Source organism: Stieleria tagensis (genome assembly GCF_024129865.1).
Classification (GTDB): Bacteria; Planctomycetota; Planctomycetia; order Pirellulales; family Pirellulaceae; genus Stieleria; species Stieleria tagensis.
Window position 1 is genome coordinate 1 of the sequence record NZ_JAMYFE010000160.1, and the last position, 13,070, is coordinate 13,070.

General features: G+C 57.1%; 9 protein-coding genes. 8 read left to right on the forward strand and 1 reads right to left on the reverse strand.

What is annotated here, in order from left to right:
* The first annotated feature begins 198 nt into the window (after window positions 1-198).
* From NHH03_RS27145 to NHH03_RS27155, 3 genes are read left to right on the forward strand one after another with little or no spacing between them, the layout of a single operon-like run.
* A complete protein-coding gene (locus NHH03_RS27145) occupies window positions 199-792 on the forward strand; it encodes a thioredoxin family protein (RefSeq protein ID WP_253161500.1) in 594 nt (197 codons plus the stop codon).
* A complete protein-coding gene (locus NHH03_RS27150; protein WP_253161501.1) occupies window positions 793-1,713 on the forward strand; it encodes a prenyltransferase/squalene oxidase repeat-containing protein in 921 nt (306 codons plus the stop codon).
* 10 nt (window positions 1,714-1,723) lie between these two features.
* Entirely contained in the window at window positions 1,724-2,392 is a 669-nt protein-coding gene (locus tag NHH03_RS27155; RefSeq protein ID WP_253161502.1) for an ABC transporter ATP-binding protein, read from the forward strand.
* Between the two features lie 10 nt (window positions 2,393-2,402).
* Here NHH03_RS27155 and NHH03_RS27160 read toward each other — a convergent pair whose 3' ends face one another.
* Window positions 2,403-5,153, reverse strand: coding sequence for a DNA translocase FtsK (locus tag NHH03_RS27160; protein ID WP_253161503.1), 2,751 nt, complete (start codon window positions 5,151-5,153; stop codon window positions 2,403-2,405).
* A 540-nt stretch (window positions 5,154-5,693) separates the two neighbouring features.
* On the opposite strand from NHH03_RS27160, the gene NHH03_RS27165 reads away from it, so the two are divergent.
* The 5 genes from NHH03_RS27165 to NHH03_RS27185 all read left to right on the forward strand — a co-directional run bounded on the left by NHH03_RS27165 (window position 5,694) and on the right by NHH03_RS27185 (window position 13,035).
* Entirely contained in the window at window positions 5,694-7,175 is a 1,482-nt protein-coding gene (locus tag NHH03_RS27165) for a sulfatase-like hydrolase/transferase (RefSeq protein ID WP_253161504.1), read from the forward strand.
* Between the two features lie 119 nt (window positions 7,176-7,294).
* The gene (locus tag NHH03_RS27170) at window positions 7,295-8,773 is read left to right on the forward strand and encodes a sulfatase (RefSeq protein ID WP_253161505.1); all 1,479 of its coding nucleotides are present in this window, start codon (window positions 7,295-7,297) and stop codon (window positions 8,771-8,773) included.
* Window positions 8,774-8,842: 69 nt separating this feature from the next.
* Window positions 8,843-9,784, forward strand: a complete 942-nt coding sequence (locus NHH03_RS27175) for a hypothetical protein (protein ID WP_253161506.1) — start codon at window positions 8,843-8,845, stop codon at window positions 9,782-9,784.
* Window positions 9,785-10,198: 414 nt separating this feature from the next.
* Window positions 10,199-12,052 (forward strand): hypothetical protein, encoded by a 1,854-nt coding sequence (locus tag NHH03_RS27180; RefSeq protein ID WP_253161507.1) that lies wholly within the window; start codon window positions 10,199-10,201, stop codon window positions 12,050-12,052.
* Window positions 12,053-12,321: 269 nt separating this feature from the next.
* Window positions 12,322-13,035, forward strand: coding sequence for an ion transporter (locus NHH03_RS27185; protein WP_253161508.1), 714 nt, complete (start codon window positions 12,322-12,324; stop codon window positions 13,033-13,035).
* The last annotated feature ends 35 nt before the right edge of the window (window positions 13,036-13,070 follow it).

Below are 13,070 nucleotides of genomic sequence, written 5' to 3' on the forward strand. Positions count from 1 at the left end.
CTCACGCTTCGGGTTACCGTAGAAGCGCAACTTCAAAACTCACGCGTCGGATTGTGATGAAAAACGCAACTTCAAAACTGACGTGTTGGGTTACGAATCAAAACTACCTAACGCGAAAACGTAACTTCGTCGCCTGCGTGTGACGTTGCCGCCGATTTAATTCCACCCCCTTTCAAACTCCAACCACTGCTCGATTCAATGGTTCGAACTGCAAGCACGATGTTGCCCTTGGGCACACAGGCACCCGATTTCTCGCTACCCGAATGCGCAGGTGGCACGGTCGGCCTGTCCGATTTGACCGGCAAGAAAGCATTGCTGGTGATGTTCATTTGCAATCACTGCCCCTATGTCAAACATGTCGCCGAGCAGTTGAAATCGCTGTCCGACGATTACTTGGCAAAAGACGTCGCGGTGGTGGGGATCAACAGCAATGACGCCGATGTCTATCCCGACGATTCACCCGAGGCGATGGCTCAGGAAAAAGTCCAGCGCGGATACCAGTTTCCCTACCTGGTCGACGCCGACCAACAGGTCGCGCGCGATTACGCTGCTGCGTGCACCCCGGATTTTTACCTGTTCGACGAGAACCAAAAACTGGTCTATCGCGGACAATTGGATTCGTCGCGTCCCAAGACCGACATTCCAGTGACCGGTGAAGACCTGCGGGCGGCGATTGATGCGGTGCTGGCCGGGCAAGCTCCCAGCGACCAGCAACGCGCCTCGCTGGGTTGTAACATCAAATGGAAAGACGGCAACGCGCCCGATTACTTCGATCCAGCCGGTGTTAGCTGAGTGCTCTCGTACCTGCAGGATTTGACGCTGCGGTTGGCTGCCGGGGCATCGGCGCTGGACAGCCAACTGCGCCACACCCACGCCCAGTGGTTGATCGCGCAGCAGCGTGACGATGGTGGTTTCGCCGGTCGCGAAGGGGACAGTGATCCCTACTACACCGCATTTGCCTTGCGTGGGTTGTGGATTCTGGATGCATTGACACCCGCTGTCGGCAACGCCGCCGCAGCGTTCTTGAAGACCCGCTTGGACAAACGCGAAGGCATCATCGATTTGATCTCGTTGATCTTTGCCGCGGCGATTTGCGAAATGGCGGTCGGCGCTGTCGTGATCGACGATGACAACACCCATTGGGCTGACAACGTCGCGGCGCTGTTGGAATCACTGCGGACCGATGATGGCGGGTTTGCCAAAAGCATCGACGGCCGCGCCGGCAGCACCTATCAAACGTTTCTATCAGTGCTGTGCTTGGAATTGATGGGACGCCAACCCCAGAACCCCGACGCGGTATTGCGATTTTTACAGGCACAACAACATCCCGATGGCGGTTACCTGGAGATTCGGGCGGCGAAACGCGCCGGGGTGAATCCCACCGCCGCCGCCATCGGTACCCTCAAGACACTCGGGCGGCTCGACCAAGTTGATCGCGAATCGACCATCGATTTTCTGGCCGAGATGCAATCCGACGAGGGTGGATTGACGGCCAACACGCGGATCCCGTTTGCGGATCTACTGAGCAGTTGTACGGGGATGATCACGCTGGGGGATTTGGAAGCCGGTGATGTCGTCGACCGCCGCGCGGTGCACCGCTATGCCGAATCGATGCAGGCCGCCGGCGGCGGATTCACCGGGTTTGCTTTGGACCACACCGCCGATGTCGAATACACGTTTTATGGTTTGGCGACACTTGCGCTGACGGGATAACACCGCTCTCATGACTACCTTGACCGTCCAAAATCTGTCCAAGTCATTTCCTACGCCCGCGGGGTCACTGGATGTGCTGCGCGACGTTTCGTTGCAGATGTCCGGTGGACAGTCGCTGGCGATTGTCGGTCCCAGCGGTAGCGGAAAAAGCACGCTGCTACAGATTCTGGGAACGCTCGACCGACCGGATTCCGGCACCGTCAAGGTAGATGACGAAGACCCGTTTGCACTCGACGACAATCAGATCGCGCGGTGGCGCAACCAGCGAATCGGTTTCATCTTCCAAGACCACCATCTGTTGCCCCAGCTGTCGGTGATCGAAAACGTCTTGTTGCCGTCACTGGCAACCGGTGTCGCCGACCAAGATCAGGCCGCGCGAGCCGGCGAATTGATCGATGCGGTGGGTTTGGGAGAGCGCAGGTCGCATCGGCCGAGCCAGCTTTCGGGCGGGGAACGCGAGCGAGTGGCCATTGCCCGAGCGCTGTTGATGCGCCCTTCGTTGGTGCTGGCTGATGAGCCGACTGGGAACCTGGATCGCCGCACTGCGGAATCTGTCACCGAAGTGCTGAAGAACTTGCAACGCGAACACGATGCGATTTTGATCTGTGTGACCCACAGCGACTCGCTAGCGGCCGCAATGGACGATCGCCGCGAACTGATCGACGGCAAACTCGTCTGATCCGCGGCGGTCATTCGTCCCAATCTTCGTACTCTTCTTCACCGTCATCGGCCGGTTCTTCCTCCGCCTCGGCTGCCGCGATCGCGCGGCTGGACTTGGCTGACGGAGCGTCGTCTTCGTCGTCATCGTCGTTTTCCGGTGGATCCAGCCCCTGCATCTCGTGCCACTGTTCCATGGTCAGGATCACATCGCGCGCCTTGCTGCCGTTGTATTGACCGACGATCCCGTCTTCGGCCATGAAATCGATCAGCTTGGCAGCCCGTCCATATCCGATTCCTAGATGCCGCTGCAGCAACGAACAGGACCCGCGGCCTTCGCGGATAATGACTTCAACCGCGCTTTCGTAGATGTCGGGGCGTTCTTCGTTAAGTGCCGGTGCATCGCCACCCTCTTCGTCGCTGACCTTTAGATTCATCAGTTCGCCGACAAAGTTCTGTTCGCCCATCGCACAATGGGCGCATACCGAATCGATCTCTTCATCGGACAGGTAGGTGCCTTGGCCACGAATCAGCGTGCTGGTCCCAGGCCACAGGAATAGCATGTCGCCGTTGCCCAACAATTTGTCGGCCCCGTTTTCATCCAGCACGACGCGGCTGTCGGTTTTACTGGCCACCTGGAAACTCAATCGCGCCGGCAAGTTACTTTTGATCAAACCGGTGATGACATCCACGGTCGGTTTTTGAGTTGCCAAGATCAAGTGGATCCCGACCGCACGGCTTTTCTGTGCCAGTCGGATGATGTGCTGCTCGACGTCTTTCCCGGCCGTCATCATCAGGTCCGCCATTTCATCGGCGACGATCACAATGAACGGCAGTTTGTCGGGAACACTGCCGTTGTCGTCTTCCGGTTCGACTTCCAAACGCCGCAGGATTTCTTCGCGGCCCAAATCGTTGTAGCTGTTGATGTGCCGAACGCCGACATTGGCCAGCAACGAATACCGTTCTTCCATCTTCTCAACCGCCCAAGCCAGAATCGCTTCGGCCTTGCGCATGTCGGTGATCACCGGGTGCATCAGGTGCGGCAACTTTCCGTAGCCGCTCAGTTCGACCATCTTGGGGTCGATCATCAACATCCGGACTTCATCCGGACGACAGGCCATCAGGATTGAGGTGATGATGGCGTTCAAACAAACACTTTTACCGGTACCCGTTCGACCGGCAATCAACAGGTGGGGCATCTTGGCCAAGTCGACGACCATCGGATTGCCCGAGACGTCTTTGCCCAAAAAGACCGGAATGTTCATCTTTAGCGAACGCATGTCCGATTCTTCCATCACATCGCGCAGTCGCACGACCTGACGTTGTTCGTTGGGGACTTCGATCCCAACGGTGTTCTTGCCAGGGATCGGCGCCACGATCCGCACGCTGGGGACTCGCAACGCGATCGCTAAATCCTCGGCCAGTCCCGTGATCTTGCTCAATCGCAACCCGGCCTCGAGTTCAATTTCGTACTGGGCGATGACCGGACCCGTTTCGATTTCAACGACGCGAATATTGAACCCAAAATCGGCAAAAGTAGCTTCCAAGATCTTGGCCTTGCGGCGGACTTCGCTCAGCTGTTCGTCATAGTTGATGTCGTCGCTTGCTTCGAGTAGATCGATCCTCGGCAAATGGTAGTCTTCGCTGGTGGAGGGAGCGACCTCGACCACGTCCGCGTACAGCTGCTGCAATTCGTCATCCGATTTGTTCTTCTTGGGCAAGCGGATTTTCGGCCCAGGCACATCATGACCTTGGTCGCTGCGCAGCGTGACCGTTTCGTCATCGATTTCGATCTCGCGAGTCACCGAGGTGTCGTCCACTGGATCGGAATCATCGTCCTCGTATTCGTAGCCGTCATCACTTTCACCGGCGGTCTCGGCTACCGCAACGGATCCATTGCCTGGGTCATCAACCGGATCTTGGTTTGCGTCGCCACCTCCCTTGCGACGTTTGACGGCGCGCAATTTGATACGGGGCTCGACGGGCTGTGTCTGACTGTCGTCGTCCTGTTCGGCCACCGCAGTGTTTGCGTCACTTGCTTCCGATGCCACAACGGAATCGGCAGATTCGTCCTCCGCCGGCGGGGCAAAGGGGGCTTCGACGGCGTCAAACGGTTGCCGCCTGCGCCGCATCATCGGTGGCATCGCCTCGGCAGCACGCTTCATGCCCCGACGCGAGACTTCCGCGCTGCCGGCAAAGATCTTTCGACTCGCATAAAGCAATGCGTAGTCGGTCGTTAACAACACACCGATCGTCAACAGGGTCAACGTCAGGATCCAAGCGCCCAGCGCATTAAAATGAGCCAGCAACCAAGTCGATGACATCGCGCCCAACACCCCGCCGGCACCGATCACCGGGGCACCGTCAATGCGGACCGGCGCCATGGCGGTTGCTGTGGCAACCGCCAACACGATCAATGTTCCGCCCAGCGATCGTAGGACCGGGGCGTTCAGTCGCCCGCGGCGCAGCAGTGCGATCGCTGTGCCGCCAATCGCTGCAACCACAAATCCCGATGCCAATCCCATCGACTGCATCATCGCCGATGCAATCAGCGCACCCCAGTAACCACAGGCATTGGTGATCGATTCCTCAGCCGGTGACTCCAAAATGTCGGGCACGTGCAATAAGCTGATCGGCCAAAACGGCTGGCCGACCGGATCTGCGGCGTTGCGAGTGACCAACGAAACTGTCAAAAGGACCGTCAGCGCAATCAATAAGATCGCACCAATATCACGTGTGAAGTCGGGCGTTGCGGGCGTTTCGTCGATCAGGTCGGCCGACATGAAGTGTCCGATAAACGAGTTTTGCGGTGGCGTTTCTAGACAACACCTCTCATCGATCTGATTCGACCGCCCTCGTTCACTCACATGAGCGGTGCGAAAAGAATCGCCAACAGATGAAACACCGGAAAAGCGATCGCAGTCGGCAAGCTTTGCCAGACCCGAGTAGTCGATCAAGTTGAAAAAGATTCACTGATCCGATTCCATGCCGACGTTCGGAAGGATTGTGACCCACATCACGCATTTTTCCTCTCGCGATTGCAATCCAGCGGCAACACTTTCGATAGTGTTCGGTCACGAAGGCCGGCAAATAAAAGTGAGCGTTTGCAGTCGTCCGTTGCCCCTGACTCCGGTGACAGGCATGCGCTTTGCACTGACCAAGGAGGTCCAATTTTCTATCGTTCAACCGCTAACCGAGATGGTTCCGTGTCAATCGATCTGATGCACACTACGTTTGGTATCCTGTTCACCTTTGTGTGGCTGTTTGTCGGCCAGATCTTGGTCGCAAGTCGCTGATCCACCTCTCATCGCTGGTTTCACACCATGCCGTATTGCTGTCATGTCTTAGGCCTTTTGCTGGCATTGGTTTCGGTCCAGTTGGCCTGGGGTGACGACCCTGCTGGTGTCTCTCGTCCCAACCTGGTCGTCATCGTTGCCGACGATTTGGGATATGGAGAAACCGGGATGATGGGCAACCGTGAAATTCCAACGCCGAACATTGATGCCTTGGCAGCCAGTGGGGTTCGTTGCACCGCGGGCTACGTCACGTCGTCTTATTGCAGTCCTTCCCGAGCGGGCATTGTTTCCGGACGCTACCAATCTCGGTTTGGCTACGACATCAATCCGACAGGGAAACGCAATCTATTGCCCGATGCGGGACTGCCGACCAGCGAAACCACGTTTGTCAGTCGGTTGAGCGCCGCCGGCTATCAAACCGGTCTGGTCGGTAAATGGCATCTTGGCGGCACCGAAGCGATGCATCCACTGCAACGTGGATTCGATTCGTTTTATGGCTTTTTGCACGAAGGCCACTTCTACGTTCCCGGTTCACTGCCTGAGCAGGCACCGCTGACAGATTCGCCGACAGATTCACTGGCGGTTGAAAACGAACCGTTCGAAAACGTTCTGACCATGGTGCGTGACAACCGATTGCCCAGTGGGCAGCGGGTGCGTCAGGGGAATCTGATTCGTGGCAATTACGCGCGGATCAGCGAGCCTGCGTATGACCAGGACAACCCGATCCTGCGGGGCACCGACGTGATCACCGAAACCCGTTACTTGACCGACGCGATCACCGAAGAAGCCGTCGATTTCATCCAGCAGAATCAATCATCGCCATTTTGTTTGATGGTGTGTTACAACGCGGTTCACAGTCCGATGCAAGCGACGCTGGCTGATTGTGAACTGATGCAGCGGATCCCGGACGAACAGCGACGAATCTTTGCCGGAATGTTGATCGCACTCGACCGTGGCGTCGGCCAGATCACGTCGTCGATCGACGAACATCGGTTGCGACGTCAGACGCTGGTCGTATTTCTAAGCGACAATGGTGGCCCCACCGCCGAGTTGACCAGCAGCAACGCGCCGCTGCGTGATGGCAAAGGCAGCCTGTACGAAGGCGGCGTTCGGATTCCCATGGTCTGGTCCATGCCCGGACGTCTGCCGGCCGGCGTAACTGAAAAACGACCCGTGCTCAGCTTGGATATCGCCGCGACCGCACTTGACCTAGCCGGGTTGCCACCGGATCCGAACGCCGATGGTATCAGTCTGTTGAAATGGATCGACGAGCCGATGGCGGCAGGACACAAAACCATTTTTTGGCGGATGCCGGGCGGCAAACAGGCACTGCGTAGCGACGACTGGAAAGTCGTGCGGCCTGGAAAAGGCAAACCGATCGAGTTGTATCAACTGTCCGCCGATCTGGGCGAACAACGCAACCTGGCCGCGAGCGAGACCGCTAAGCTAAAGGAGCTGATGAACCGCTGGCAATCCTATGATGCCCAAATGCCAGAGATCAAAAATTAAGAGACCGCGTTTCCCGTAGCTGGGCCCAGCCAGGTAAGCTGTCGTTCGATCGCCCGCATCAATCAGCCGAGTTTGCCGCACCCTCGCCCCGCCCTCTACGCTGATTGAGAACGTTCAAAATGCAAACGTCGAAGCTGTCCGTGATCGCCGTGATTCTGTGGTGTGGAGTGTTGGGACGCGGTCCCTTGTTCTCCGACGCTCCCGACGGTGTTGGTGTGGATCCGGAGTCGTCGATCAAGAATGTGTTGCTGATTGTCTCGGACGATCTGCGTGCCGACACACTCGGTTGCTACGGCGACGCAGTGACTCGAACACCACACCTGGATCGCTTGGCGGCCGCCGGGATGGTGTTTGATCACGCCTATTGTCAGGGGACTTGGTGCGCTCCGTCGCGAAAGTCGTTCATGCGTTCGCGCTACATCGATGGGGACTGCCCGACGTTAGGCGAAACGCTACAAGCCGCTGACATCGCTAGTCTTCGAGTCGGCAAGATCTTTCACATGCGTGTCCCCGGCGACATCGTCGATGGAACCAATGGACAGGACGTCGCGGAGTGTTGGACGGAACGATTCAATTCACAAGGCGATGAAGCTCACACGGTCGGCGCCTATGCATGCCTGAATCAAAATGTGTTCACCACGGCGATGGAAGGCCGGCAAGGCGCCGGTACCCCGCACCGCCCGTTTGTCACTGTCAAAGTCGACGGGGATGCGACCGAACAACCCGATTTCAAATCGGCCACCAAAGCGATTGAACTGCTGAAGCGATTTCAAGGTCAGCGTTTCTTTTTGGCAGTCGGATTGGTCCGTCCGCACTATCCGATGGTGGCACCCCAGGCCCTGTTTGATCACTACCCAGCTGAATCGATGCAGTTGCCAGTGACCTGGAACCAAGATCTGGGCACCAGCGGCATTCCACGCGCCGGGCTGGCATCGAGTCGATCTGCCGAAAACGGGATCAGTCGATATCCCCTCAACCAAAAACGCATGTGGTCGGGGTATCGAGCAAGCGTCGAATTCATGGATGCCCAGGTCGGGCGGGTACTCGATGCGCTTGATCAACTGGGGCTCAGCGAATCGACCGCCGTGATCTTTACCAGTGATCATGGTTACCACTTGGGCGATCACACGTTTTGGCAGAAAAGCAATCTGCATGAAAAAGTCGCCAGGGTTCCCTTGATCATTCGCCGGGGAGTTTCCGAGGGAAGGAAGCAGGGTGGACGGGGGCAGCACTCCGAATCGTTAGTCGAGCTGGTCGATCTATACCCGACCGTTTGTGATTTGATGTCGCTGAGAACCCCCAGCGAATGTCAGGGCAAGAGCTTGGTCCCCGTCTTGGCAGATCCCGCGGCCACTGTTCGAGACGCGGCAATCACGATCGACGGAAAAAAGAAGACGCGTCATTTTTTGCTGCGGACCAGTCGCTGGGCGTTGATGAGTTACCAAGACGGATCCGCGGAATTGTACGACATGCAAACCGATTCTTTGCAGCAACGCAATCTGGCAGGTGATCCGGAATACGCCGCGACGAAAGCCGACCTACAGCGCCAGCTCGCCGCGTCGATTTCCAAACATGGTTTGAGCTTGTCGCCGCAGTAGCTGTGTTGTCTGTCACGGTCGGACGGCTGAAACGAGATTCGCTTTGCAGCAGAACGTCGCCGCAATAGAATGAGCCGCGCTGAATTGAATGCCAGTGTCTCTCTCAGGCCAACCGTGGATAAACCGAAACCAGACAAACTGCCACTCGCTTGTCTTCGATGGGGTGCATTTCTTTGTTTTGCCGGCTGGGCTTGGGTTCATTTCTATTGGGAAGGCCCTTATGGCGTGCTGCTCTGGCAAGACGCCACCTATGACCTGGCGACCCGGTTTGGCATCACGTGGGACGATTTTGTCGGCACGGGGGCTGACGATGGTTTGGTGCAGAAATGGATTGCCCGAATCTGGTGGCTGTACCTGGTGTGCGCTGTGTTGACCCTGACCGTCCGCAAAGGGGCCTGGATTCAGATGTCCGGGTTGGTCGTTGGTAGCGGGTTGCTGACCGTGCTGTGCTACGCCAAATACGTCGCCTCGAAATACCAGTTGCCGATGTTCATTGAACATGGCGGCCAGATGCTGATTCCAATTCTGCTGGTGATGGCGCTGTCGATTGGCGTGCGTCATCGGATCACGGTGATCACAGCTATCATCGCAGTGATCCTGACCTTCGCCGGTCATGGCAGCTATGCGTTTGGATTGTGGCCGACGCCTGGGAATTTTCATGCCATGACGTCCGTGATTCTTGGGGTGGAGTATCCAACCACACAAACCCTACTGCGAATCGCCGGTGTGCTCGATTTTTTGGTTTGCATCGGAATCTGCATTCCCTCTCTGCGTCGTGCCAGTGCGTGTTATGCCACTGTCTGGGGTTTTCTGACCGCCATCGCCCGACCGGTCGCAGGCATGTCTTGGGGGCTCAACTACTGGGGGGCTGATCAATACTTGCACGAAGCCGTGCTGCGGGCACCCCACTTTTTGATTCCCCTGTATCTGCTGTTGATTTGGCGGCAACCAGGCCGGACCGACGCGGCCACGTCGCGGACCGGCGGTCAGCAAGCCGCGGGACCAGGTTAGCCATCTAGGGCTGTGAACGCTCGGCCGCCGGTCTACACTAGTGCTGTCGTCCAGACGAAAGATCGGGTTTTCATCACCCGACGTGTGAGTTTTGAAGCCAGCGCTTTTGCGTGGGGCATTGGTTTTTGGTAACCCGAAGCGTGAGCGAGGGATCCCGTTACTATGCTAAATCCCTCGCTGACGCGTCGGGTTACCGTAAAAGTGCAGCTTCAAAACGTGTGAGCGAGGGATTCCGTTACCATGCTAGATCGCTCGCTGACGCGTCGGGTTGTGATAAAAACGCAACTTCCAAACACACGTGTCAGGTCGCTCATTCAACGGCATGACTGCAGCGAAACGGATCGCCGGAAAGACGGATGATCTTCGACGGGACGAACCACGACAGACGAACCACTCCGCTCGATATGTAAACGAATGAATTTACAAAAATACAAACGACTTGTTCTGTGCTGCCTGGTGTTGCTGTTGGCCTGTTCTCCGGCCTTGGCACAGCAAAATCGCCAACGGCGACCCGGCCGCGCGGTGCTGACGATTCCCGAGGTCGAAAAAAGCGAACTCATTTGTTTTGCGCTGTACACGGTCAGCGATGGCACGCTGAAACTGACCGCCCAGCTTTATCCGCTTGATTCCAGCGACCCCAAAACTGCTCGCTTGGAAATCCAGAAAGACGGCCAGTGGGTGGAAGTTGCAACGACAAAGGTGATTGAACCCGGTTGGACCGCGCCGTTTCGCGTCGAGAACTGGGATGACACCCAGGCCTATCCCTACCGCGTTCTGCATGGAACCGAAGCAAAATACGAGGGGCTGGTTCGCAAGAACCCCGTGGATCAGGACGAGATCGTCGTCGCCGGGTTCACCGGCAACTCGATTCAGCCCGCTCATGGTGGCGATATCTCACGCCAAGATCTGATCGACAATGTGAACAAGGTCGACGCCGACGTGCTGTTTTTCTCGGGCGATCAAGTTTATGACCACAACAAACACTACGCCGCTTGGCTGAAATTTGGACGCGACTTTGGTGAAATCATCAAAGACCGACCGACCCTCTCTCTGCCCGATGACCATGACGTAGGCCAGCCCAATTTGTGGGGCGAGAGCGGAAAGATTTCGACGCTTAGCGGCGCTGCCGATGGTGGTTATTCCCAGCCCGGCGTCTATGTGCAGGAAGTCGAACGCGCACAGACCAGTCACTTTCCCGATCCAGTGGACCCGCGGAAAATTGGTCAGGGCATCGGTGTTTATTTTACGAACTTGAATTGGGGCAATGTCGATTTTGCCATTCTAGAAGACCGCAAATTCAAAACCGGTCCGGCTGGCCGTGTCCCCAAACAGGGGCCGCGGCCCGATCACATTCGTAATCCAGACTACGATCCGGCCAGTGTGGATGTTGCCGGTGCTGTGCTGCTGGGCCAGCGGCAACTGGACTTTCTAAATGCCTGGGCCCAGGATTGGCACCATGCCAAGCTGAAGGTCGCTCTTTCGCAAACCATCTTTTGCGGTGGTGCTCACATTCACGGCACTGCCAACGGTCGCTTGCATGCTGATATGGATTCCAATGGTTGGCCACAAACAGGTCGGAACCTCGCACTCAAAGCACTTCGCAAGGCATTCGCCTTTCACTACGCCGGTGACCAACACCTGGCCACGATCTTTCATCATGGCGTTGATGAACACCGCGACGCGATCTGGTCGTTCTGTGTCCCCTCGATCGCCAACCTTTATCTCCGCTGGTGGGAACCGCTGCAGCCGGGACAAAACCGGGAACCAGGCAGCCCCGATTACACCGGGGATCTGTTGGACGGATTCGACAACAAAGTGACCAACTACGCAGCCGCCAACCCCGATAAAAAGCCCGCGGGCAACCTGCTGAACACCCGGGCCGCTGGGTTTGGGATCGTGCGTCTGAATACCAAAACGCGAGAGATCACGATGGAATGTTGGCCCCGCAACGTTGACGTGACCGATCCGTCGGCCAAACAGTATCCGGGGTGGCCACGCACTATCTCGCAATTCGACAACTACAATCCGCCGTCCTGGGGAAAACTCGGAGAGTTGACCTTTGATGTCGATTCACCCGTCGTCCAGGTCGTCGATTCCGGCAGCGGCGAAATCCTGTACACCGTCCGCGTCAAAGGGAAATCCTTTGTTCCCGGGGCTCCGAAAGGCAAGACGTTTTTGATCAAAGCCGGCAAGGACGCAGCCGAGACGGTCGTTGTCAAAGACGCCCAAGTCGGCGGGGCCGCGCACGAGGTAAAATTGGGCACGTAAGCCGGGGCTCGGTCAAATCCTCGAGGGCAGGAACCCTCAAGGCCGGGAACCCTCAAGGGCGGGACACTACGCGACGCCCGCCAGAGTCAAATGTTTTGATCGCCCCCACACCGGCGCGATCAATGCCGGAGCAATCAATGCCGGCCTGGGGTAGCTGCATGCCCTCTGCTTGGCACCCGCCGGACCGCTACATTAGTCCCAGCCAACGGCGGGACTGATGCCCGTTGCTTCCGCCAAACCCTATCGACCACTCTCGATCTGAGCTCTGAATGACTAGCGAATCTAGTGACGACGCGGTCACCGCTGAGTCCAATCGGCACTTCGATCTTGTGATGCAAATTCTGATTTGCATCTCGTTGGTGCAATTTTCGATCGACACACTTCCCAATCTGCAGCCGCGCACGCGGGCGTTTTTGGAGTATGTCGAAGATTTCATTATGGTTGTGTTTACCATCGAGTATGTGATCCGGCTTTACCGGGGAGGCTTTCAGTTTGCGAAGAGTTTCTACGGGATCGTCGATCTGGTGGCGATTCTGCCCTTTTATCTGTCGATGGGCTTTGATCTGCGAGCACTGCGAGCCTTCCGTCTGCTCCGACTGGTCCTGTTGCTCAAACTGGCTCGCTACAACCGCGCCGTCGCCCGGTTTCACCGCGCCTTTTTGATCGCCAGGGAAGAGTTCATTCTGTTCGCGTTCGCAGCGTTGATTCTGCTGTTCTTGGCCGCAGTGGGGATCTACTATTTCGAAAACGAGGCTCAGCCAGAAGCCTTTGCGTCGGTATTCCATTCGCTGTGGTGGGCCGTCGCAACCCTGACGACGGTTGGCTATGGCGATGTCTATCCGGTCACGGTGGGCGGGAAAGTTTTTACGACACTCTTGTTGGTCGTGGGCCTAGGTATCGTTTCGATACCCGCGGGCCTGATTGCTTCCGCTCTCGGGGAAGCCAGAGAAATTGAAGGCAAATTTGAGCCGGAAGAAAGCTGACGCGGGGACCGATTGCCCAATACCGCTAAATCGAC

Bases quoted from the DNA above. Each gene is read 5' to 3' on its own strand.
- NHH03_RS27145 (WP_253161500.1), top strand. From the start codon at position 199: ATGGTTCGAACTGCAAGCACGATGTTGCCCTTGGGCACACAGGCACCC.
- NHH03_RS27155 (WP_253161502.1), top strand. From the start codon at position 1,724: ATGACTACCTTGACCGTCCAAAATCTGTCCAAGTCATTTCCTACGCCC.
- NHH03_RS27160 (WP_253161503.1), bottom strand. From the start codon at position 5,153: ATGTCGGCCGACCTGATCGACGAAACGCCCGCAACGCCCGACTTCACA.
- NHH03_RS27165 (WP_253161504.1), top strand. From the start codon at position 5,694: ATGCCGTATTGCTGTCATGTCTTAGGCCTTTTGCTGGCATTGGTTTCG.
- NHH03_RS27170 (WP_253161505.1), top strand. From the start codon at position 7,295: ATGCAAACGTCGAAGCTGTCCGTGATCGCCGTGATTCTGTGGTGTGGA.
- NHH03_RS27175 (WP_253161506.1), top strand. From the start codon at position 8,843: ATGAGCCGCGCTGAATTGAATGCCAGTGTCTCTCTCAGGCCAACCGTG.
- NHH03_RS27180 (WP_253161507.1), top strand. From the start codon at position 10,199: ATGAATTTACAAAAATACAAACGACTTGTTCTGTGCTGCCTGGTGTTG.
- NHH03_RS27185 (WP_253161508.1), top strand. From the start codon at position 12,322: ATGACTAGCGAATCTAGTGACGACGCGGTCACCGCTGAGTCCAATCGG.